This window comes from Burkholderia sp. Tr-20390 (assembly GCF_017104595.1).
In the GTDB taxonomy this organism is placed as follows: Bacteria; Pseudomonadota; Gammaproteobacteria; order Burkholderiales; family Burkholderiaceae; genus Burkholderia.
On the sequence record NZ_JAAGPC010000002.1, the window covers coordinates 139,555 to 162,006 of the forward strand.

A 22,452-nucleotide genomic window follows, 5' to 3' on the forward strand; every position below is an offset into this window, starting at 1 on the left:
GGTTACAGTTCACCACAAGTTCATCGTGATCGATGCGGAGGGCGCGAATCCGGTCGTCTATACGGGCTCGGCGAACATGAGCCGCAATTCCGAGCAGTACAACGACGAGAACCTGCTCGAGATCCGTGACCAGCGGATCGCGGCGATCTATCTCGCGGAATTCCTGCGGCTGTACGAGCACTACCGCGCGCGGGCACTGGCGATCAATGCGAAGCAGCACGGCACGGACGGGGGCACGGGCGCGCATGCACGACTCGCGCTTGCACCCGATTCGAGCTGGGCGAAGAAGTATTACGTGGCGGGAAGCCCGGAGGCGAAGGCGCGGATCGCACTGGCGTCGACCGCGCCGACGGATTGACCCACGAGAGAAGGCCGGGCGCGGATGTCGCGCGCCCGGCGTGAGTCCGGAAACCGGCTGCCGCCGCCGCTTACGCGGCGACGTAGCGCAGCACGGCGTCGGCGATCGTGTCGCGGTGCCGCGCGCGCAGGCGCGGCGCCGACGGATCGCGGCCGAATGCGGCGCCGAACGTGTAACGGTTCGACACGCGGTGGAAGCAGAACGAGCTGATCAGCAGGTGCAGGTCGAATGCGTCGATGTCCTTGCGGAACGCGCCGCTTGCCGCGCCGCGCTCGACCAGTTCCTCGAGCGTCTTGATGATGCTGACGTTGCGGTTCTTGAACGACTTGAGCTGTTCGAGATACTTCGCGCCGTGGATGTTCTCGATCGACACGAGGCGAACGAAATCGCGATGCTTGTCGTGATAGTCGAACGTGAATTCGACGAGGCGGCGCATGCCCTCGCGCGGCTCCATGTCGCCGACGTGCAGCTCCTGCTCGAGCGCGCGGATGTCGCCGTACACCTTCTCCAGCACGGCCTCGTACAAGCCTTCCTTGCTTTCGAAGTAGTAGTAGAGCATTCGCTTCGTCGTGTTCGTGCGCTCGGCGATGGCGTCGACGCGCGCACCGGCGAGGCCCATCGCAGAGAATTCCTGCGTGGCGACGTCGAGGATGTTGCGCTTGGTTTGCTCGGGATCGTATTTGCGCCGCGCATCGGACGGAAGCGCGCGGGGGTCGGACGTGGCGGCCTTGCTTCCTGCTTTCATGTGGCTTTATTGTGGCTTCGGCGGCTTGGAAAAGCCATTCTAGCATGTGGGAAATTCCCGCCCGGCCGACCTTCCGCTCTAATCGGCAGGGCGGTTTCGGCCGCCGTGGCCGCCGCTCAGCGGCGGCAGGACGCGAGCGCGTCGCGGGCCTGGTACGCGGTGTACGTGAGCTGCGCGGCAGCGAGGCCCGCCAGCCCGAACGTGCGCGTGAGCCCGAACGCGTTGAAGCCTTCCGGCACCGGCCGGCCTTCGGCCAGCGTGGCCGCGAGCACTTCGCCGGCCACCGTGGTCGGCGCCATCCCGTGGCCGCCGAACGCGATCGCGTGCCACACGCCGTCCGCGTCGCGGCCGATCTGCGGCATCTTGTGCCGCGCATAGCTCATCAGCCCGCCCCACGCGTAGTCGACCTTCACGCCTTCCAGTTGCGGATACACGCGCAGCAGGTCGCGCCGCAGCAGGCGCGCGATCGCGTCGGGGCCGCGGTCGAGCACGGAGATCCGGCCGCCCCACAGGATGCGCGTGTCCTTCAGCGGGCGGTAATAGTCGAATGCGAAACGCGTGTCGTAGATCGCGTACGGTGCGTCGATCGCGTCCGGCAGGCGCGCGCCGAGCGGTTCGGTCGCGATCACGTAGGTCGCGATCGGCAGCACCGCGCGCTCGATGCGCGGCGACACGCCGCGCGCGTAGCCGCCGCCGGCGAACACGACGTCCTTCGCGCGCACCGTGCCCTGCGCCGTGTGCACGACGTACCCGGCGCCTTCGCGCGCGATGCCGAGCGCGGCCGAGCGTTCGTACACCCGCGCACCGCCGCGCGACGCGGCCGCCGCGACGCCGAGCACGTACTTGAGCGGATGGAAGTGGAAGGCGTTCGGTTCGAACAGGCCGCCGTAGTAGCGCTGCGTCTTCAGCCGCTTGCGCAGCGCGTCGGTCGAAACGGGTTCCCAGTCGACGCCGAGTTCGTCCTTCATCAGCGTGCGCACGCTGTCGAGCCGGGACGGATCGTCGAACCAGTTCGCGAGCATCACGCCCTGGTCGACGATGTCGCAGTCGATGCCGTAGCGCGCGATCCGCGCGCGGATCAGGTCGACCGCGTCGACGGTGAGCCGGTACAGCCGGCGCCCCTCGTCGCGGCCGAGCGTGCGCAGCAGGTCGGCGTTGTCGAGGCTGTAGCCGCCGAAGACGAAGCCGCCGTTGCGACCCGATGCGCCGAAGCCGACGCGTTCGCTGTCGAGCACGACGACGTCCTGCACGCCGCGCTCGACGAGGCCGAGCGCCGTGCACAGGCCGGCGAGGCCGCCGCCGACGATGCAGACCTGCGTGTCGATCGTGCCGGTCAGTTGCGGGTAGGGCTGGCGGGTAACGGTGGCTTCGTAGAAGTTCTGCATGCGATTTCGTTGACTCTTGACGGCGGAAAAACAGGCGGCGCGCGTCGATCTTGCCTGAACGTGCGCGCCGCGTCGAATGGGGGTTGTCTGGGCACCGGCCGCCGCGCCTGGGCGGCGGCCGGTGCGGTGCAGGCCGATCCGCGCGATCAGGCGCCCGGCGTCGGGTTGGCCGGACGGGCGCCGTAGCTCGCGTAGCCGGTTTCAGCTTGGCGGGCGGGTTCGGGCGTCGCGTTGCGTTCGATCCAGGGCGCGATCTCCATGTCTTCGTAGCGCACGAGACGGCATTTGCGCACGATCGCGTAGCCGAGCCAGATCGCGAGGAAGAACGGCAGGCCGATGTAGGTCGCGGCGACGCCGACCCAGTCGATCTTGTCGGAGAGGAACGCCTGGTAATCCTGGCCGAGCGCGATCACCGCGCACAGCGCGAACGCGAACAGCGGGCCGAACGGGAACCACTTCGACCGGTACGGCAACTGGTCGAGCCGGTAGCCCTGCTTCAGGAAGCCCTTGCGGAAGCGGTAGTGGCTGACCGCGATGCCGAGCCACGTGATGAAGCCGGCCATGCCCGACGTGTTCAGCAGCCACAGGTACACGGTCTTGTCGCCGTACAGCGACGTGAGGAAGCACAAGGCGCCAACCGCCGTCGTCGCGTACAGCGCATTGCGCGGCACGCCGCCCGCCGACAGCTTCGCGAAGATCTTCGGCGCACGGCCTTCGACCGCGAGGTTGTAGAGCATCCGCGTCGATGCATACATGCCCGAGTTGCCGGCCGACAGCACGGCCGTCAGGATCACCGCGTTCATCACGCCGGCCGCGAACGCAAGGCCCGCGTGGCGGAACACGAGCGTGAACGGGCTCACGCCGATGTCGGTCACGTCGCTCTTCAGCAGGCTCGGGTCGGTGTAGGGAATCAGCACGCCGATCACGAAGATCGCCAGCACGTAGAACAGCAGGATGCGCCAGAAGATCTGGCTCACCGCACGCGGGATCGTCGTGCGCGGGTTTTCCGATTCGCCGGCTGCGACACCGATCATCTCGGTGCCCTGGAACGAGAAGCCCGCGATCATCGCGACGCCGAGCATCGTCGCCCAGCCGCCGGCGAACGGCGCGTCGCCGATCGTGAAGTTGCCCCAGCCCGCGCTCGGGCCGCCCTGCATGATCCCGAAGATCATCAGCAGGCCGACGCCGACGAACGCGAGCACCGTCAGCACCTTGATCAGCGCGAACCAGTATTCGGCTTCGCCGAAGCCGCGCACCGACAGCGCGTTGAGCGCGAAGATCAGCGTGAGGAACAGCGCGCTCCACCAGACGCCCGGCACATGCGGGAACCAGTAGTTCATCACGAGCTGCCCGGCGACGAGCTCCACGGCCAATGTCACGGCCCAGCTGTACCAGTAGTTCCAGCCGAGCGCGAAGCCGAAGCCTTCGTCGACGAACTTCGCGCCGTAGGTCGCGAACGAGCCCGACACCGGCATGAACGCGGCCATCTCGCCGAGGCTCGTCATCAGGAAATAGACCATCAGGCCGATCACCATGTACGCGAGCATGGCGCCGCCGGGGCCGGCCTGCGAAATCGACGCGCCGGACGCGACGAACAGGCCCGTGCCGATCGAGCCGCCGATCGCGATCATCCGCAGATGGCGTGCCTGCAGCGCACGGTGGAGGGACGGCTTCGCGGGTGGCGAGCCGGAGGGGCGGGGCGAATCGGGGCGGGCATCTGAATGCATGGCGGGCGCTGGGCGCTGTCTCCGGGATTGTTTTTCGGTGACGAAGCGCGACGCGTTGCCGGGCAGCGGTGATGCGGTGCTGAAACGGGCCGGGTGAGCGGGCCGCGATGCGTGTCGCCTTCGTCTGTCGTCCGGCAGCCGTGATGGCGGCCGGCGGCGCGCCGGGTGCGGTGCACCCCGACGTCGCAACGATTGTGTGTGCCCAGTGCACGGGCGGCAAACGATATTTCAGAACAGGGTGATGCGGCTTTGTCATCAACTTGTGCACCGTCACGGCATCGCTGATGCCCGGTCACGGGCCTTGGGCAAGTCTGATATCAGCGAAGAAGCGCACGGTGTCATCGCGCCCGGGTGTTGCGTTTTCGGAATGAAGTCGTGAGTTAATATCAATAGCGGCCCGACTTGTGGCCACCGACAATGTGTTTCATGGATCGTGCCCTGCGAGGCGGGAGCGCGCCGTCCGGCGGGCTTCCGGCGGCGGCGCGGCGCGATGCGCCCGACGGCGCACCGGGCCTGCCGCGCGGCGCATCCGCTTGCACAGGGCGCGCGAACGCGCTCCAATCGAATCACGCGGGCGGCGTTGCCGCCGCACCGATCAATCTGTCCCTGAAGAGGAAGTGATGCAATTCAACGACATTCTTGCCGCGCTCGACATCGATCTCGCCCAGTGGAAAGGCAACGCGCTGACCGCGCGTTCGCCGCTCGACGGCGCGACGCTCGCGACGCTGGCCGTCGACACGCCCGCCGACGCCGAGCGCAAGATCGACGCCGCGCACGACGCGTTCCTCAAGTGGCGCACGGTGCCGGCACCGGTGCGCGGCGAGCTCGTGCGCGTGTTCGGCAACGTGCTGCGCGAGCACAAGGCCGAGCTTGGCCGCCTCGTCACGCTCGAAGCCGGCAAGATCACGTCGGAAGGCCTCGGCGAAGTGCAGGAAATGATCGACATCTGCGATTTCGCGGTCGGTCTGTCGCGCCAGCTTTACGGCCTCACGATCGCCTCGGAGCGCCCGGGCCACCGGATGATGGAAACGTGGCACCCGATCGGCGTGTGCGGCGTGATCTCGGCGTTCAACTTCCCGGTCGCCGTGTGGGCCTGGAATGCCGCGCTCGCTTTCGTGTGCGGCGATTCGGTCGTGTGGAAGCCGTCCGAGAAGACGCCGCTGACCGCGATCGCATGCCACGTGCTGCTGCAGAAGGCGATCCGCGAATTCGAGAAGACCCACCCGGGCGTCGCGCCGGCGGAACTGAGCCAGCTGGTGCTCGGCATGCGCGATGTCGGCGAGGTGCTGACGGCATCGAAGAAGGTGCCGGTCGTGAGCGCGACGGGCAGCGTGCGGATGGGCCAGGAAGTCGCGAAGGTGCTGAGCCAGCGTCTCGCGCGCGGCATCCTCGAACTCGGCGGCAACAACGGGATGATCGTTGCACCGAGCGCCGATCTGGATCTCGTGGTGCGCGCGGTCACGTTCGCGGCGGTCGGCACGGCCGGCCAGCGCTGCACGACGCTGCGCCGCCTGATCGTGCATCGCAGCCTGGTCGAGCAGCTGCTGCCGCGCATCGAGAAGGCCTATACGTCGGTGAAGGTCGGCAACCCGCTCGAAGAAGGCACGCTGGTCGGCCCGCTGGTCGATCGCGCGTCGTTCGATGCGATGCAGAAGGCGCTGGGCGATGCACGCGAGCAGGGCGGCGAAGTGAAGGGCGGCGAGCGCGTCGACGTCGGTCACGCGGATGCGTACTACGTGCGTCCGGCCATCGTGCGGATGCCGAAGCAATCGGCGGTCGTCGAGCGCGAGACGTTCGCACCGATCCTGTACGTGATGGTCTACGACAACTTCGACGACGCGATCGAACTGCACAACGCGGTGCCGCAAGGCCTGTCGTCGGCGATCTTCACGAACGACATGCGCGAGGCCGAGCAGTTCATGTCGGCGGCGGGCAGCGACTGCGGGATCGTCAATGTGAACATCGGCACGAGCGGCGCGGAAATCGGCGGCGCGTTCGGCGGCGAGAAGGAAACGGGCGGCGGTCGCGAGTCGGGTTCGGATGCGTGGAAGGCTTACATGCGCCGCGCGACGAACACGATCAACTACAGCCGTCAGCTGCCGCTGGCGCAGGGCGTGAAGTTCGACGTGTGATGCGGGGCGCCCGGACGGGCGCTGCGTAGAAGTGGAAAGGGCCGGCTGCCGCGTTGCGGTGCCGGCCCTTTGTTCATCTGCGCGACGGCAAGCGTGCGAGCCGCGTCATGCGTCTCCCGCCGCCGGCATGTTCTGCACGACCAGCATCTGCGGGCTCGACAGCGTGATGCCCGCCGCGCGCAACTGCTTCAGGATCTCGAACAGCAGGTCGCTCTTCGTCGAGCCGGCGATCCGCGGGCTCGACACGTAGCCCGTCACGCTCAGCGTGATGCCGTCCGGCGTGAGCTGGCTGAACGTGACCGACGGCGCCGGCTTCTCGAGAATCGCCGCATGCGAGCGATAGGCTTCGAGCAGCAGGTCGCGCACCTGCTCGGGATCGGTGTTCAGCGGGAACGTCAGCACCAGCGTCGCGACGCCCTGCGTGCTGTTGCCCATCGTCACGTTGCGCAGGTTCTGCGAGATCAGTTGCGAGTTCGGCACGATCACGGTCGAACGATCGCTGAGCTGGATCTCGGTCGCGCGCACGTTGATGCGGCGGATGTCGCCTTCGACGCCCGCGATGCTGATCATGTCGCCCACCTTCACCGGGCGCTCGGTCAGCAGGATCAGCCCCGACACGAAGTTCTTCACGATCTCCTGCAGGCCGAAACCGATACCCACCGACAACGCACTGACGATCCACGCGAGGTTGTTCCACCGAACGCCGAGCAGCCCGAGCGTCATCAGCACGAGCAGCACGTAGCCGACGTTGGTGAACAGCGTGATCAGCGACACGCGCATCCCGGTATCCATGCCGAGCGCGGGCATGAACTCGCTGTCGAGCCAGCGGCGCAGGGAGCGCAGCAGGTAGAAGCCGATCGCGAACCCGATCACGGCGTTCATGATCCGGTCGGGCATGATGTTCAGGCTCTGCAGCCGCTGGCTGCCGATCATCGCGACCGCGCTGTCCATCAGGTCACCCGGCGTCGTGCCGAAGCCGCCCGTCAGCAGCGCGATGGCCGCGATCAGCATCAGCAGGCTCGTGCCGAAGCCGGACAGGACCGTGCGGGCCTGGTCGAGGTGGCGATCCTCGAGCGCGAACAGGTGCTTGATCTGCTGGCCCGTCGTCAGGCTCGACGAGAACAGGCTTTCGCTCGCGTCACGCGTCAACTGGATCAGGATGTAGGTGGCGCCCAGCACGATCTCGAACCACACGAGCTCGTAGGTAATGAAGCGCGCGACCGTGATGTAACCGATCAGGAGTGCGATCAGGGTCGCGATGATGGCGAGCGTGACGGCGGCATGGATCAGCCCGGCGAGCGTCGAGCGCTGCTCGGGCGCTTCGCCGGCGGCCGCGAGCGCGCTGCGCGCACGGTTCGAGCGCAGCAACGATGCACCGACCGTCACCGCGACGACCAGCGACACGATCCCGCGGCCGAACAGCGTGACCGACAGGCTGGTGTCGACGATCCGGTTGATCGATTCGAGCGTGCCGGATACCAGCAGCAGCGCGGCCAGGATGCCGGGGAACGGCTTCATCGCGAGCGCGACGGGATCGGCGAGCGCGGGCAGGCGCCACGACGGATGCTTCGTGCAGAGCAGCGCCCGGCCGAGCCCGGCGATCAGTGCGCAGGTCGCGGCAAGCTTCGCGAACTGGTCCCACAGATCGTTCAGCGCCGGCGTGAGGTCGTAATGGCGCGCGACGGCGAGGTAAAAGATCTGGACGGCGATGGCGGTTGCCAGCAGCGTCGACAGCGCGGTCGACAACGCCAGCGCGCTGCGGCGCAAACGGGTGGCCGGCAGGCGGTTCACGCAGAACCACGCGAGCCCGCGCTCGATGAGCCGGCGGCCGCCCATCCATGCCGCGAAGGCGGCAACCAGCAGCACCACCGTGATCGCCTTTTGCCCGGGCACCCACGATGAGCGCAGCATGTCGAGCATTTCTTCGTCGAAATCCCCGAGCCGCTGGGTGTCGTCCGGCGAAAGATGGAACAGCGGCAGCCAGAACTGCGCGCTGAAAATGCCGCCCGAACGGAACGCGAGCTGGTTCTTCAACAGGCCGCGATGCAGCTTCGCGAACTGCTCGTTCAGGTTCGTGAGGCTGGCCTTCTGGTCGGCGGCCTGCTTCAGCGCTGCGTCGAGCTGCGTCTTGCGCGCGTTCAGCGTGGCCCGTTGCTTCGCGACGGCCGGCGTTTCCGGCGCGGCGCCTTCCGCAGGGGCGGGGCCGAGCACGTCGAGCTGCCCCTGGATCTGCGCACGCTGCGGCACGAGATCGCTCTGCAGCTTCTCGACATCGGTGCTCAGCTCCTGCGTCGAGTCGCTGAGCCCGTCCAGCTCCTTGCTGTTGGACGCGGTCGAGGTCTGCTGCTTGATGCGGTCCAGTTCGGCCTGCATTTGCTTGAGTTGCGCGACCGCGTCGTTCAGCGAGATGGCCGGGACGGGCGCGCCGACGCCGCTCGCGTTCGGGGCCGAGGCGGCCGCTGGAAACGCCGACGCGGTCGCGATCGCCGCGAACTGCAGCAGCGCGATCAGGGCGATCCGCCGAGCGTAGGTGGATAGTCGTTGTATCAACATGGAATGCTTACGATTTGCCGACAATGCCGGTCGCCGAAAGGCGCCCGGAAGCCGGTGGTTGGCCCGGTAGCATGTTACCGGGGTGTGGGGACGAGCGATGTCCGAATCTGCGGGGACGGAATTGGGGCGCGGTGAGAGGGTGACGGGCCACGTCCGGCGGCTTGTGCCCCGGTTTACCGGGCTTGCGTTGATCGTGCCACGCAGGAAAGGTCGCGGTTCGTGGTGCCCGGTGACGCTGATCGGCCAGATAGATGGTTACCGAATTTACATAACATTCGGGGCAAGGCGTGCCAACAAATAGGGTGCGATGACCCGTTTCGGGGGTGGGCTAGCGAGCCGTGACCTTTCATTTTCCAGTCGTCCATTCGTCGGTACAATGCCGCGGGTCGCTGGCACGACGTCCACGAGATGAACCAGGGACGGCTGCCGCGGGCCGAAAAAACGAACAACGAGAAGAATCCTGAGAGCATGGCAGATCAAAAACTCCCGCCGGGCGCGGAATATGAGCAGGCCACCCCGTGGCTGACCGATGTGCATCCGGACGACGTCGTGGCGTCCGGAGAAGGCTTCAACGCGTGGCTGATCCGCGTGACGGACGGCTACGTGAACGTCGACCGGCTGGCGACGGTGGCCAGCATGATTCCGGTCCTCAACAACCTCATGGCGCTGGCCGACGCGCTGACCGACATCGTCTCGATCATCCGCAAGCGTGGCGGTGAACTGCTCGACTATCTCGGACTGGCGATCAACCTGATCGGCGTGATTCCGTTTCCGCCGGTACTGGCGCCGATGCGCCTCACGGCACGGCCGCTGCTGGCGCTGATCCGTAACCAGCTTCTGATTCACAAGCGCGACATCGGGGCCGCGGTCGTGTCGATCGTCGTCACGCACGTGCAGGCGTCGTTTTCGACCGAGGTCGAGGACTTCCTGACGAAGCTGCAGGCCGTGGTCAACGACCTGATCGACCACTGCGCGGCGAAAGCGCAGGAGATCTTCACGGGTCTGGCCGACGGCATCGACGCGGTGGTGGCGGGCAAGCTGTTCGATCCGACGAAGAACGAACGGCAAGCCGCCGAATACCGGCAGTTGATGAAGAAGAGCGGATGGCTCAGCAAGGACCTGGTAAAGGGGGCGTGGGGTTATCTGTCCGAGTCCGGGGTGGCACTCGGCAAGCGCAACGTCAACTCCGCCGGCAGCACGGCGGCCGGGCTCGTTCCCGAGGAGTACGTCGCGCCGATTCGCTCGCTTGCGGCGTCGTTGCGCACGTTGGCGCCGGTGGTGGTCGCCAAGATCAACGAACTGAAGGGCAGCGACGAAGGCAAGCTGATGTGGCTGCTGCTGAAGCTGATCAATGCACTGCGGCACAAGCGTGAAGCGATGCGGACGGCATCGATCAAGTCGCAGGGCACGACGGAAGCAGAGGCCCGGCGGCCGCAGGTACCGCTTGCAGCGGCGAAGAAGGAGGCCAAGGCGAAGGGCTCTGGCGTCAACCATTGCGAAGAGTGCGGTAAGGGCGTATCGATCGGTTCGATCAGCTATTCGTTCGGCGACGAGACGTTTTCCCATGCCGATTTTGAATTGCCGGGTGCGATGCCGGTCGTGTGGATGCGGGTCTATCGGTCCCGGCTGGCCGGATACGACGACGGCGAACTGGGTGCGCGCTGGCTGTCGCCGTACATGACGCGGATCGATGTTCGGGGCGGTAAGTGGATCTACAGCGACTCAACCGGCCGCAACATCGAATATCCGGCGCTCGCGGCAGGTGCCGTTCACGACGACCGCGTGGAGGGCGTCACGCTGAGCCGGCTCGACGACACGTGGGTAACTGTCGCGTACGGTCACGATTTGCTTCATGTCTACGAGAAGCGCGGCGATTCGTTCCGCCTCGCATTGCAGAAGAGCCGCGCGGGAAATACGATCGCGCTCGATTACGATGACGCGAATCGCCTGGCGCGGCTCGTCAGCTCGGCCGGCCATACGCTCGCGTTTCGTCACGACCGCCACGGGCGTATCGCAACGATCGAGCAGATCGTCGACGCGAACACCCGCAGGACACTCGCGCAGTACCAATACGACGAGAACGGCGACCTGGTTCGGGCAACTGATCGTTACGGCAACGCACGCCAGTATGCGTACCATCGCCACCTGATTACCCGCTACACGGATCGCACGGGCCGCGGCATGAACCTCGAGTGGGAGGGGGCCGAGCGCGACGACAATACGAACGCACAGTGCGTGCGTGAATATGCCGATGACGGCAGTCACGACATTCGCCTGATGTGGCATCCGAACATCCGGTTGACCTATGTGACCGACGCGCTGGGCAACGTCACGCGGTACTACTACAACATCCGCGGGTACATGTACCGGATCGCGTATCCGGATGGCACCGAGGAGTGGATGCGGCGCGATCAGGACAACAACCTGGTGATGCACGTTCATCGCGACGGCGGCATCGAGGAGATGGACTACGACGCGCGCGGGAACATGACGAAGCATTATCGCGTCGACGGGTCGGTTGTCGCGATGGAATACGACGACAAGGATCAGCTCGTTCGGCTCAAGGACCCCGAAGGGTACGTGTGGGAGCGTTCGTATGACGACGCGGGCAATCTCGTGGGGCAGAAGGATCCGCTCGGGCGTGAGACGAAGTACGCGTACAACGCGGCAGGGATGCCGATCAAGACGATCGATGCCAAGGGCGGTGCGACTTCGCTCGTCTATGACGACGCCGGGCAATTGCTGCAGTACACCGACTGCTCGGGCAAGGTGACGAAGTGGAAGTACGACGGCGACGGGAGACTCGCGCAGTCGATCGACGCCGCGGGCAATGCCACGGTCTACCAGTATGGCAAGAATGGCGGGTTGAGCGAGATATCGTCGGCGGCAGGTACTGTTCGATTCACGCATGATGCGGAAGGCCGGTTGCTGTCCCAAACCGATCCGATGGAGCGCGTCACGCGTTTTTCGTACGACGTGGCGGGGCGTGTGGCAAGCCGCGTCGATGCGCTCGGCTATACGCTTTCATATCGCTATGATCGTCTCGGTCGCTTGACTGCATTGACCGATGCGAATCGCGCGACCTATCAGTTCCACTACGATCCTGCGGGGCGCTTGCTGGAAGAGATCGGTTTCGACGGCAAGCGGACGACGTACGGATACGCTGAAGGCACGCTGCAGCCGGTGAAGATCGATGAGGCCGGGCAGGTGACGGAACTCGAATTCGATCAGGCCGGCCGGATTACGCGCCGGATCTCGGGTGCCAGCGAGGAGCGGTTCGCGTACGACGCGAGCGGACGGCTCATCGAGGCGCGCAACAGTCATAGCCGGATGCAGGTGTTCTTCGATCCGGTCGGTAATCCGGTTCGCGAGCATCACGCTTACCGGTTGTTCGGCGAATCGCGCAGCTACGTTTGGCATCACGAATACGATGAAATCGGCACGCGGATCAAGACGGTTCGACCCGATGGGCATGTGCTGGACTGGCTGACCTATGGCTCTGGTCACGTACACGGGCTCGTGCTCGATGGCGAGGAGCGAATCCAGTTCGAGCGTGACGATCTGCACCGCGAAACGGGGCGGACGCTGTCGAGCAAACTGGCGCAGCAGACGCAATACGATCCGGCCGGCCGGATTGCCCGGCAGGCGGTTCGGCGATCGAACGCGCCGGCTGCGCTGGCCGAGCGCCGGTATCGGTACGATGCCGTTGGACAGCTCGAACATATCGAGGACAGCCGCAAGGGGCTGATCAGTTACCGCTATGACCCGATCGGCCGCCTCATTGCGGCGATCGGGCCGCTCGGCGCGGAGCATTTTGCGTTCGACCCTGCGAGCAACATCGTTGATCCAGGCAGTCCCAAGCACGCGCGCACGCCGGGGCTGGCGAAAGCGAGCCCGGTGGTGCCGGACAGCGTGGACAGCACGTTGCCGCCCGAAGTGCCGAAGGTGCTCGGCAATCTGTTGAAGGAATACGCTGGCACGCACTTCGAATACGATGCGCGCGGGAATTTGATCGGGAAGCGTTCACCGTCGGGTAGGCAGCAGTACGAGTGGGACGGATTCAACCGGTTGCGAGTCGCGCGTGTCGAGGAATCTGAGCGGCAGCATGAAGCGCGGTATTTCTATGATCCGTTTGGACGTCGGATTGGCAAGGACGTGGACGGCGTGCGGACGGTGTTCGGCTGGGACGGTGATCAGCTTGCTTATGAAAGCAGCGAGGGCGGGGCGACGCAGTATGTGTACGAGCCGGAATCGTTTGTGCCGCTTGCCCAATATGTGACGGCGCAGCCGGTCGCGGGGATTCAGACGCCGGTGTGGCGAGAAGGCGAGCCGTACGTGCCGGAGAATGATCCGCTGCAACGTGTGCCGGAACGGCAGTCGGACGCGCATTTGTTTTACTACCACTGTGATCAGATCGGTACGCCGTTGCTGATGACGGACGAGGCCGGCGAGGTAGTGTGGGAGGCGGCGTATCGGGCCTGGGGCGAAGCGCGGGAGGTTATCGCGAGGGTGTCGCAGCGGGCGGGTATCGTGGCGAGGAACCCGATTCGGTTTCAAGGGCAGCAGGAGGATGCGGAGACGGGGCTGAGGTATAACCGGAATCGGTACTATGATCCGAACAGTGGGCGGTTCGTCAGCAAGGATCCGATCGGGTTGGCGGGGGGGATCAACGACTATCAATACGCGCCCAATCCAGTCGAATGGATTGACCCGTCGGGCCTAAGCCGTTTTAAGAAGACCAGTTGGGGGCCATGCAAGAAGGGCACCGGGCTTTCTTACACTGTGTTCCAGCAAGAAATTGACTGGAACATGGAGCACAGGGGCAAAACGAACTTGCAGCGAGCGATGGAAGGTGGTGCTCCGTTCATGATGAAGGATGGCGTGCCGCAGCAGCTTCAGTTGCATCATTCTAGACAGCAATCCATTGGCCCGTTGTTTGAGGTAACAATCAGCACGCACCGAGCAGCAAGCGGTGCAGGTCGCGAGGCATTGCACCCATACGGAAATAAAAAAAATCCGGATTATCCTGTCGATCGCGGCTCATTCGACATTGACCGGCAACAGTACTGGAAGGATCGAGCGGCAGCGGCCAATGTATCTAACAAAGGAGGATGTGATTTATGATCCCATCGAAGGTCGAACAGTATCTGGCCACAGTTTCTGGTGATGTAAGCAGGGCCGATCCCAGGTCTGCTGGAAAAGTGCTTTTGAACCTGGGCGTTGCTCCTAGTTCGGAGCTTGGCGAGTTCTATCTAAAGTACCAGGGTAGTTTTATAAGCCCTCGTCCTGTTGCTGAGCTTCTGGATATCGAGGGGCCTGCGATTCCAGCAATTCCAGACCAAACGGATTATGTCCGTGATCGCTACCATGTCCCTGATCAATATCTTGCTCTGACATCAGATGAGAGCGAGGGCATGTATCTGTATAACAAAGATGATCACGCTGTTTACGACCTTGATATTGGTGTATTGGACGATCTTGTGAACGGGAGGCTGTCAGCTCGTTGGCAGACCTTCAATGATTTTTTGACGTGGTACTTTGAAACAACGCCTTGACGACAGGGCCGCGAAAGCGGCCCTTTTTGTATGTGAAGTCAATCCCGGTCGCAGTCCCGGCCAAACCATGTGGGCATGCGTTGCGCGGCCTTGACGGGTTCGGCGATATGGTGGGACGCGTCGACTGTCGTGAGTGAGGAGCATCCAAGTGGTAAGGGCTGGATGGGGCATTGGGGAGAGCGTAGGCGGTGACGAACAAATTGTTGGCACTACGCGAGGTATTGCTCGGTATCGATCAGTTCCCGTGGAATTTTGCCTTGTTCATGCCGCATGGTGTTGATTGGAATGAAAGCACTCAGTGTGCCGTTTTGAATCCAGACGATTTCGAAAACGAGCCTGATCCCGATCGCCCGAGGTTTGCAGTCGAAAATGGGCTTTATTATGCGCTTGGGATGCAGGTCATCGAAAGTATTGTCGAGAACGCGAGAGATCAGCGGCGCGCCGCCACCATATCAGATTTGGTGGATGCATTCGTCTACTACTGCGACAATGATGCATATATCGATTAGTCGGTAAAATAATGGATCGTTAAGTGTGGCAGCGACTTCGCGTTCAGCCCGGCATTGACCAAGGGCGTTCCAAACACGCATATACACTTCGAATACGATGCGCGCGGGAATTTGAGCGGGAAGCGTTCGCCGTCGTGGAGGCAGAAATAGTACGAGTGGGGCGGATTCAATCGATTGAAAATCGTGCGTGTCGAGGAGTCTGAGCGGCAGCATGAAGCGCGGTATTTCTATGATCCGTTTGGACGCCGGATCGGCATACCAAACAAAAAATGGACGTTTGGCAAGGGGCGCTGAGAGAGGCTGGGATGAGTGCGGCTCAGGCAAGGCGATTGCGAGAGAGGTCTAATAAATTCCTTTAGGGAATGTGTTTTTGTGATTAAATTAAGGGAAATTTCATGATTAAGAAAATCATTTTCTCCAGTGATTTTATCGACCTTGATCAAGCTCATGCTGGCGGAGGGTGTCTGTTGCCAATTGGTTATCCTTGGCCAAAGGACCGGGGTGGCAATAATCTCCTCCATCTTTTGACGATTCCTGCTGGGTGGGTAAATGAATCGATGAATGGGTGGATATCAATATTCACGCCATTTTTCACGGATGATCCGTTTCGACATTGGGAGGAATTGACTGCGGATGGCGACAATCATTCCGTTGTGATTTTTCATGATAATGGTGGCGTGGAGAGGAATGAATATTCTGATCTGACCTCTCAAGCAAAGAGGGTTGATTTGAGTGTCGTCAATGAGGTTGATTCAAATAAGAATTTCGAATCAAAGATATACGGAATTCCTGCGTGGCTACAAGATAAAGAGGATGTTGAGGGGCATGAATGTATTTTTGCAATAAATGGAGATGATTTTGATGTCGTGTTTGATGAGGAGCCTGGGATTTTTTCAGATGGTGTGGTGTACACGTTCATAAGCAATGAATTTCAAACGAAAAGCAGGCCAGGCGCACAGGGTATTATTACCTTTCAATTTACGTGATCCGTTGTTGATAATTCATTAAGTACAGCGATTGGCAGAGATGTTGAGTTGAATTGCGCGTGTCGACCACACTGCGCGGCCGCATGGGGCCCGGCATTTTTACTGTGCCTTCGGGCACAGGATCGGCAAGGACGTTGATGGTGTGCGGACGATGTTCGGCTGGGAAGGCGGCCAACTTGTTTATGAAAGCAGCGAGGGCGGCGCGACGCAGTATGTCGGAATCGTTCGTCCCGCTCGCCCAATTTATGGTGCTCCAGCCGGTTGCGGGAATTCAGGCGCTGGTTTGGCGGGATGACGAACCGTATGTGCCGGCGAAGGATCCGCTGCAATCCGTGCCGGAAAGGCAGTCCGACGCGCATCTGTTCTACTACCATGGCGACAAGATCGGTACGCCGTTGCTGATGCCAGACGACGGCGGCAAGGTCGTGTGAAGCATCATATTGCTTGGGGGATTCAATGCTAAGTAAAGAGTATCTGGATAAGCACTTTTCCCTGAACCCGCCTGCAACGCTGAATCAGGTGAAGTTGGTTCAATCGACGGTCGAGATGATCTTTCCGAGTGAGTATGTGGATTTTCTTCTGCTTTGTAATGGATTGAGCTCGTCTGGCTGTCTTGCTTTGCATGAAATAGAAGTTCTTCCGGAACGGAATGAAGTCTACGAGGTTGAAAAGTATTTACCGAACTACTTCATGATTGGTGATGATGGTGGTGGGCAAGCTATTCTAATAAGTGGTGAAGGAAGAATTTTCGAGGTGGGCATGGGGGTAATGAGTATAAATTGTTTGAAAATTTCGGCGAAGTCAATTGAAGACCTTTTGGTGAGAAGGCTCGGTCTGACATTGGGGGAGCGCTGAGCGGATGTTCATGTGAAGATGACGGTTTGTTTGAATGTGATGAATTGATTTCGTAGCGAATAATTTGAGGACAAAAAGTGTACCGGGAGCTGATGTTTTCCCCCTTAAAGCCGGCCAAAGGTGATGCCTACGTTGGCGGAGGAGTTTATCTTCCGCCCGATGTTCGCTGGCCGACATCCGACAACGGCGAGCCCTTGGTTCATCTGATGAGTCTCCCCGGATGGTGGTTTGGTGAAAATATTAAAGGAAATGATTTCTCGGTTTCCATATTCATTCCTTATGTCAGCGGCCAGGTAAGCCATTATCGACGACTCCGTGAAAGGGGCGGGTGTTCTGAGGCAGTTGTTATCGGGCATCCGACGGGCGAATTTCTTCGCAGCGAAAGTGCGAACGAAATAAAGGATGTTGGGCGAGTTGAAATTTCTCTGATTGATGCAATCGATGATTCCGAAAATCTGGCCTCGAAAATTGACGGAGTGGACGCGTGGTTGCAGTGTCCAATTGCGATGCGAGGTATGCATAGAAGGATTTCGATATACGGCGGAGATCTAGATTTGGCGCTACCAAAATACGAGGGGATACTTGCAGATGGTATGGGGTATCTGTTTATTGATGATGATGCAATTGAGGGGCGGCGCGAAAAAATAGGTCATTTCTTTCTTCAACTTGGCTAGATTTAATGTGGGTCAATGGTGCGTAGCTCTACAAGTAAGCGGGATGTAATTAAATATCGTTCCGATGATTTGCAAAAATTCTTTTGCTATATCTATGAGTGGATCGATAACTTAAATTTCTGCCTTCCAGCTAGTGATTTTGTGGATGACTGGCGGGAGTATGAGAAAAATGCTGGAGAGCAATTTCTTCGGCATGGCTGGAGCGGGGAGGGGCGTGTCGAGCTTATGTGGCTTCCTCCTTTCGCGCTAGGCAGCTTGCTGGCAGATGGAGTGGATGAGTTCCTGGACGCGGTCGGCAGTGCTTGGTCAAATGGCTTGGTTGTATGGCACGTCAAGCAGGATGAGGATGGCCTCTCATTCATATTGTCCCGGTAAAGTTGAATCTGCCAGATATGGGCATCGATTGAGTAGCGACCTTCAGCGTCGCCTGGATGCCGAACGACAACTTCGATGGCAAGGACGTGGTGTGCTCCGTCCCTCACCCCGCTAAAATGCGCGGACTAGCCTGCCGATCCCGCGTTGGCGGCGCGAAAACCACCAAGAATCCGGAGACTTGCCACCATGGCATCCACCCAGCCCGACCCGCTCGCCGCAGCGGGCGCCACCCGCGTCGGGACGATCGACCCCGGCTCCATCTCGGCCCGCCTCGACCGCCTGCCGCCCACCCGCACCGTCTGGAAGCTCGTCGTCCTGCTGAGCCTCGGCTTCTTCTTCGAGCTCTACGACCTGCTCTATAGCGGCTATGTCGCCCCCGGCCTCGTGAAAAGCGGAATCCTGTCGGCAACGACGCACGGCCTGTTCGGCACCACGGGCGTCGCGAGCTTCATCGCCGCGCTGTTCTCCGGGCTCTTCATCGGCACGATCGCCTGCGGCTTCCTCGCCGACCGTTTCGGCCGCCGCGCGATCTTCACCTGGTCGCTGCTGTGGTACACGGCCGCCAACGTCGTGATGGCGTTCCAGGACACCGCCGCCGGGCTGAACTTCTGGCGCTTCGTCGTCGGTCTCGGCCTTGGCGTCGAGATGGTGACGATCGGCACGTACATCTCCGAACTCGTTCCGAAACAGATCCGCGGCCGCGCATTCGCGTGCGAGCAGGCGGTCGGGTTCGTCGCGGTGCCGGTGGTCGCGTTCCTCGCGTACCTGCTCGTGCCGCACGCCCCGTTCGGCCTCGACGGCTGGCGCTGGGTCGTGCTGATCGGCGCGCACGGCGCGCTGTTCGTATGGTGGATTCGCCGCGAACTGCCGGAAAGCCCGCGCTGGCTCGCGCAGCAGGGCCGGGTCGAAGAAGCTGACCGCATCATGCGTGCGCTCGAGGCGAAGGTCGAAGCCGAATACGGCCGGCCGCTGCCGCCGCCCGCGCCCGCCGAGCCCGTGCCGCCGCGCGGCAGCTTCCGCGACATGTGGGTGCAGCCGTATCGCAGCCGCACGATCATGATGACGATCTTCAACGTGTTCCAGACGGTCGGCTTCTACGGCTTCGCGAACTGGGTGCCGACGCTGCTGATCAAGCAGGGCATCACGATCACGTCGAGCCTGATGTATTCGAGCGTGATCGCGCTCGCCGCGCCGATCGGCCCGCTGATCGGCCTCGTGATCGCCGACCGCTTCGAGCGCAAGTCGGTGATCGTCGCGATGGCGGCGGCGATCGTCGTCTGCGGGCTGCTGTTCAGCCAGACGACGGTGGGTGCATTCCTGATCGTGCTCGGCATCGGCCTCACGCTCGCCAGCAACATCATGTCGTACAGCTTCCACGCGTATCAGGCCGAGCTGTTCCCGACGTCGATCCGCGCACGGGCCGTCGGCTTCGTCTATTCGTGGAGCCGCTTCTCGGCGATCTTCTCGTCGTTCGTGATCGCGGCGGTGCTGAAGGGCTTCGGCACGTTCGGCGTGTTCGCGTTCATCGCGGGCGCGATGGTGATCGTGATGGCCGCGATCGGGTTCATGGGACCGCGCACGAAGGGCATCGCGCTCGAAGCCATCTCGAAGTAACCGGTGGTTGCGCACGCATGCCGCATGGTTCGTGCGGCGTGCGTGCGATGCGATGGCGATTGCATCGCGCGTACGGCATGTACCGCGTATCGGAAGTAATCTGGTATCCGAATTGATTTGAAGACCAGGTCATGCCTTGGCGAAACACACCGCTTCCTGTATCGATCGCGAACGCCCAATAAATCAGACTGCCACGTAACGAACAAGCAAGCGGCAACGAGTTGAAACAAAGCGTGACGAAGCGCAAAACCACGACGTTCGCCCCTGCCGATTCCTGCAGGGACGCGTAAAATGAAGGGCCTGACGACTCATTAGCCGCCATCGGACCGACCGCGTTGCAACAGCGAACGGCTCCGCCGCGAAGAGGCGTCGGCGCCGGGCGCACACGATGCGCCGGACGTGTCGATGGCTTGCGCGGAAGATGCGCCGCCCGCAACAGCAGCATGCGGCGGCCGGATCGGCCGATGGCTTCGAACGTATGATGCCTTTCAGCTTCACGCGGCGATTTGCGAAGCCGCGTTGCCTTGCCCGTGTCGCCGCTGCGTGTATCGGGATCGCCGCGGCACTGCCGATCTCCATGCTCGTCGAGCGGCCTGCCTTTGCGGAGTCCGACGCATCGGCGCCCGTCGCTACGTCGTCCTCATCAGTCGAGTCACCCGCATCGGCAGCTTCTCGGGCGCATCCCGCTTCGCCGGCGCATGCATCGTCGGGTGCGTCGGCGGCTAGGCCCGCGCCTGCCGCATCACACGCGCATCCCGTGGAGCCTGCCAGCCCGGCGTCGGGCGCATCGAGTGCATCGGGCGCATCCGCAGCTTCCGCAGCTTCCACCGCCGCACCTGCATCGGCCGCTTCCGCTGCGCCCGCCAGCGAAGCCGAGCCACCCGCACCGACACCGCCGCGCCAGCATCCGCCCCTGTCGGCCGAAGAGGCAAAAGATGCGACGGCGCGCGCGATCGACATGCGCAAGCGCTTCACGCAGGAAGTCACGCGGCGCCTGAACGTGCCCGCAAGTGAGCAGCGCGCGTACGGCGAGCGTCTCCAGAAAGCGCTCGTCGATGCGGACCTCGGCGACCTCGCCGGCGAATATGTGGCGATGGTCGACCGCGCGCCGAACGTCCAGGCGCTGTTCATCTACTTCCGCGCGACGCAGGCCAACGCGTGGATGATGATCGGCGCATCGCCGGTCGGCACCGGGCTGCCGGGCACGTACGACCATTTCCTGACGCCGCTCGGCGTGTTCCATCACTCGCCAGACAACATGGATTTCCGCGCGGAAGGCACGACGAACGAGAACGGCATTCGCGGCTATGGGCACCGCGACATGCGCATCTACGACTTCGGCTGGGTGGACGGCGAGCGTGGGTGGGGCAAGGGCGGCGTGTCGCCGATGCGCTTCCAGATGCATGCGACCGATCCCGATCGCCTCGAAGCGCTGCTGGGCATCCGGCACTCGAAAGGGTGCGTGCGCATTCCCGCCTCGCTGAACACGTTCTTCGACCAGCACGGCCTGCTCGACGACGACTACCAGGCGCGCGTCGAGGCCGGCAAGTCGCTGTGGGTGCTGCGCCGCGATCGCGACATCACGCCGATCGCGGGCCGCTACCTGGTCGTGATCGACAGCGCACGCAAGACGCGGCCGGCATGGTCGCCGTTGCCGGGGCGCAAGGCGTGGTCGCAACTGCCGAAGGGCGGCGACACGGCGGACTGACAGCCGGCGAGGCGGGCGCGGGAGCGATCCGGATGAGAATAAATCCGTTTTATTGAACCATAATAAAAGCAAACTTTTATTATCCGATCCGGGTTCGTATAGTCGAGGCCAGTTTCGCGGAACCCTGCCGCGCCTGGACCACCACCGATCACACGACCCGATGAAAACTCTCTACAAGCTCGCCCCGCTCGCGATGCTCGGCGCCTTCGCGACGCATGCCTGTGCGCAAAGCAGCATCACGCTGTACGGTCTCATCTCGGCCGGTGTCGGGTTCGCGACCAACCAGGGCGGCAAGAACGCCTGGCAGGCGCTGTCCGGCACGAACCAGAACCCGCGCTGGGGGCTGAAGGGCAAGGAGGATCTCGGGCAGGGGCTGTCCGCGGTCTTCCAGCTGGAGAACGGCTTCAACGTGATGACCGGCACGGCCGCGCAGAACGGCCGCGAGTTCGGGCGGATGGCCTACGTCGGCCTCGCCGACCGCACCTACGGCTCGCTGACGTTCGGCCGCCAGTACGACGCGATCCACGACTACATCGGGCCGGTGATCATCGCGAGCAACGGCGTGAACATCGGCGACAACGACAACGGCTACAACGACATCCGCGTGCAGAACTCGGTGAAGTACGTGAGCCCCGTCTACTACGGCCTGAAATTCACCGCGCTGTACGGCTTCAGCAACGCGACCGGCTTCGCGAACAACAGCGCATACAGCTTCGGGCTCGGCTACGAGCAGGGCCCGCTGCGCTGGAGCGTGGTCTACGTGCAGTACAACCATCCGTACAGCGCGACGAACCAGGACGGCGCGATCGCGAACGACTATGCGTCGCCGCTGTTGATCTTCAGCAAGAGCGCGATGTCGCCGGCGGCGTACGCGAGCCGGCAGCGGATCGCGGGCACGGGCGGCTTCTACACGATCGGCCGCGCGCAGTTCGCGGCGATGTTTACCGACGTGCGCTACGATTACCTCGACAATTCGCACCTGCACCTGCAGAACCTCGGCGTGAACGTCGTCTACACGATGACGCCGCAACTCTTCCTCGGCGCCGCGTATGCGTTCACGAACGGCAAGTACGACGTGATCGACAAGCGGCCGAAATGGCACCAGGTGAACCTGCAGGCCGATTACTTCCTGTCGAAACGCACCGACGTCGCGCTGACGGTGATCGCGCAGCAGGCGGCCGGCGACGCGGACCATGCGCAGATCTTCGCGTACGCACGGTCGACCGGCACGCGCCAGATGATGGCGACGCTCGGCGTCCGGCATGTTTTCTGAGCG

16 protein-coding genes and 1 pseudogene are annotated in these 22,452 nt (G+C 62.7%); 13 read left to right on the forward strand and 4 right to left on the reverse strand.

The window, feature by feature from the left end:
- Positions 1-7: 7 nt before the first annotated feature.
- Positions 8-358 (forward strand): annotated as a pseudogene (locus G3N98_RS01755) (phospholipase D-like domain-containing protein); the annotation flags it as partial.
- A 70-nt stretch (positions 359-428) separates the two neighbouring features.
- Here G3N98_RS01755 and G3N98_RS01760 read toward each other — a convergent pair.
- From G3N98_RS01760 to G3N98_RS01770, 3 genes are all read right to left on the reverse strand, one after another.
- Positions 429-1,103 (reverse strand): TetR family transcriptional regulator, encoded by a 675-nt coding sequence (locus tag G3N98_RS01760; RefSeq protein ID WP_089426695.1) that lies wholly within the window; start codon positions 1,101-1,103, stop codon positions 429-431.
- A gap of 116 nt (positions 1,104-1,219) precedes the next feature.
- Entirely contained in the window at positions 1,220-2,488 is a 1,269-nt protein-coding gene (locus tag G3N98_RS01765) for an FAD-binding oxidoreductase (RefSeq protein WP_206147003.1), read from the reverse strand.
- Between the two features lie 146 nt (positions 2,489-2,634).
- On the reverse strand, positions 2,635-4,119 hold the full coding sequence (locus G3N98_RS01770) for an amino acid permease (protein WP_241025698.1): 1,485 nt from the start codon (positions 4,117-4,119) through the stop codon (positions 2,635-2,637).
- 716 nt (positions 4,120-4,835) lie between these two features.
- Here G3N98_RS01770 and G3N98_RS01775 point away from each other — a divergent pair.
- Complete coding sequence (locus tag G3N98_RS01775) at positions 4,836-6,347, forward strand: aldehyde dehydrogenase family protein (protein ID WP_124456264.1); 1,512 nt, start codon at positions 4,836-4,838, stop codon at positions 6,345-6,347.
- Between the two features lie 105 nt (positions 6,348-6,452).
- Here the strand turns inward: G3N98_RS01775 and G3N98_RS01780 are convergent, their stop codons facing one another.
- On the reverse strand, positions 6,453-8,900 hold the full coding sequence (locus G3N98_RS01780; protein WP_206147005.1) for a DUF3772 domain-containing protein: 2,448 nt from the start codon (positions 8,898-8,900) through the stop codon (positions 6,453-6,455).
- Between the two features lie 468 nt (positions 8,901-9,368).
- Here G3N98_RS01780 and G3N98_RS01785 point away from each other — a divergent pair, with 468 nt between their 5' ends.
- The 11 genes from G3N98_RS01785 to G3N98_RS01835 all read left to right on the forward strand — a co-directional run bounded on the left by G3N98_RS01785 (position 9,369) and on the right by G3N98_RS01835 (position 22,449).
- Complete coding sequence (locus G3N98_RS01785) at positions 9,369-14,024, forward strand: RHS repeat-associated core domain-containing protein (protein ID WP_241025699.1); 4,656 nt, start codon at positions 9,369-9,371, stop codon at positions 14,022-14,024.
- A complete protein-coding gene (locus G3N98_RS01790) occupies positions 14,021-14,455 on the forward strand; it encodes a hypothetical protein (protein ID WP_206147038.1) in 435 nt (144 codons plus the stop codon). Before G3N98_RS01785 ends, G3N98_RS01790 begins: the two co-directional genes overlap by 4 nt.
- A 188-nt stretch (positions 14,456-14,643) precedes the next feature.
- Positions 14,644-14,964, forward strand: a complete 321-nt coding sequence (locus G3N98_RS01795; protein ID WP_206147007.1) for a hypothetical protein — start codon at positions 14,644-14,646, stop codon at positions 14,962-14,964.
- Positions 14,965-15,359: 395 nt separating this feature from the next.
- The gene (locus G3N98_RS01800) at positions 15,360-15,950 is read left to right on the forward strand and encodes a hypothetical protein (RefSeq protein ID WP_206147008.1); all 591 of its coding nucleotides are present in this window, start codon (positions 15,360-15,362) and stop codon (positions 15,948-15,950) included.
- A gap of 212 nt (positions 15,951-16,162) precedes the next feature.
- Complete coding sequence (locus tag G3N98_RS01805; protein WP_206147009.1) at positions 16,163-16,381, forward strand: hypothetical protein; 219 nt, start codon at positions 16,163-16,165, stop codon at positions 16,379-16,381.
- A 25-nt stretch (positions 16,382-16,406) separates the two neighbouring features.
- Positions 16,407-16,805, forward strand: a complete 399-nt coding sequence (locus G3N98_RS01810) for an SMI1/KNR4 family protein (protein WP_206147010.1) — start codon at positions 16,407-16,409, stop codon at positions 16,803-16,805.
- 77 nt (positions 16,806-16,882) lie between these two features.
- A complete protein-coding gene (locus tag G3N98_RS01815; RefSeq protein ID WP_206147011.1) occupies positions 16,883-17,479 on the forward strand; it encodes a hypothetical protein in 597 nt (198 codons plus the stop codon).
- Positions 17,480-17,494: 15 nt separating this feature from the next.
- Entirely contained in the window at positions 17,495-17,854 is a 360-nt protein-coding gene (locus G3N98_RS01820; RefSeq protein WP_206147012.1) for a hypothetical protein, read from the forward strand.
- 186 nt (positions 17,855-18,040) lie between these two features.
- On the forward strand, positions 18,041-19,468 hold the full coding sequence (locus G3N98_RS01825; RefSeq protein WP_206147013.1) for an MFS transporter: 1,428 nt from the start codon (positions 18,041-18,043) through the stop codon (positions 19,466-19,468).
- A 388-nt stretch (positions 19,469-19,856) separates the two neighbouring features.
- The gene (locus G3N98_RS01830) at positions 19,857-21,176 is read left to right on the forward strand and encodes a L,D-transpeptidase (protein ID WP_206147014.1); all 1,320 of its coding nucleotides are present in this window, start codon (positions 19,857-19,859) and stop codon (positions 21,174-21,176) included.
- Positions 21,177-21,336: 160 nt separating this feature from the next.
- On the forward strand, positions 21,337-22,449 hold the full coding sequence (locus tag G3N98_RS01835) for a porin (RefSeq protein WP_206147015.1): 1,113 nt from the start codon (positions 21,337-21,339) through the stop codon (positions 22,447-22,449).
- The last annotated feature ends 3 nt before the right edge of the window (positions 22,450-22,452 follow it).

Coding starts and splice junctions, on each gene's coding strand:
- G3N98_RS01760 (WP_089426695.1), bottom strand. CDS start 1,103: ATGAAAGCAGGAAGCAAGGCCGCCACGTCCGACCCCCGCGCGCTTCCG.
- G3N98_RS01765 (WP_206147003.1), bottom strand. CDS start 2,488: ATGCAGAACTTCTACGAAGCCACCGTTACCCGCCAGCCCTACCCGCAA.
- G3N98_RS01770 (WP_241025698.1), bottom strand. CDS start 4,119: ATGATCGCGATCGGCGGCTCGATCGGCACGGGCCTGTTCGTCGCGTCC.
- G3N98_RS01775 (WP_124456264.1), top strand. CDS start 4,836: ATGCAATTCAACGACATTCTTGCCGCGCTCGACATCGATCTCGCCCAG.
- G3N98_RS01780 (WP_206147005.1), bottom strand. CDS start 8,900: ATGTTGATACAACGACTATCCACCTACGCTCGGCGGATCGCCCTGATC.
- G3N98_RS01785 (WP_241025699.1), top strand. CDS start 9,369: ATGGCAGATCAAAAACTCCCGCCGGGCGCGGAATATGAGCAGGCCACC.
- G3N98_RS01790 (WP_206147038.1), top strand. CDS start 14,021: ATGATCCCATCGAAGGTCGAACAGTATCTGGCCACAGTTTCTGGTGAT.
- G3N98_RS01800 (WP_206147008.1), top strand. CDS start 15,360: ATGATTAAGAAAATCATTTTCTCCAGTGATTTTATCGACCTTGATCAA.
- G3N98_RS01805 (WP_206147009.1), top strand. CDS start 16,163: ATGTCGGAATCGTTCGTCCCGCTCGCCCAATTTATGGTGCTCCAGCCG.
- G3N98_RS01810 (WP_206147010.1), top strand. CDS start 16,407: ATGCTAAGTAAAGAGTATCTGGATAAGCACTTTTCCCTGAACCCGCCT.
- G3N98_RS01820 (WP_206147012.1), top strand. CDS start 17,495: ATGGTGCGTAGCTCTACAAGTAAGCGGGATGTAATTAAATATCGTTCC.
- G3N98_RS01825 (WP_206147013.1), top strand. CDS start 18,041: ATGGCATCCACCCAGCCCGACCCGCTCGCCGCAGCGGGCGCCACCCGC.
- G3N98_RS01830 (WP_206147014.1), top strand. CDS start 19,857: ATGCGCCGGACGTGTCGATGGCTTGCGCGGAAGATGCGCCGCCCGCAA.
- G3N98_RS01835 (WP_206147015.1), top strand. CDS start 21,337: ATGAAAACTCTCTACAAGCTCGCCCCGCTCGCGATGCTCGGCGCCTTC.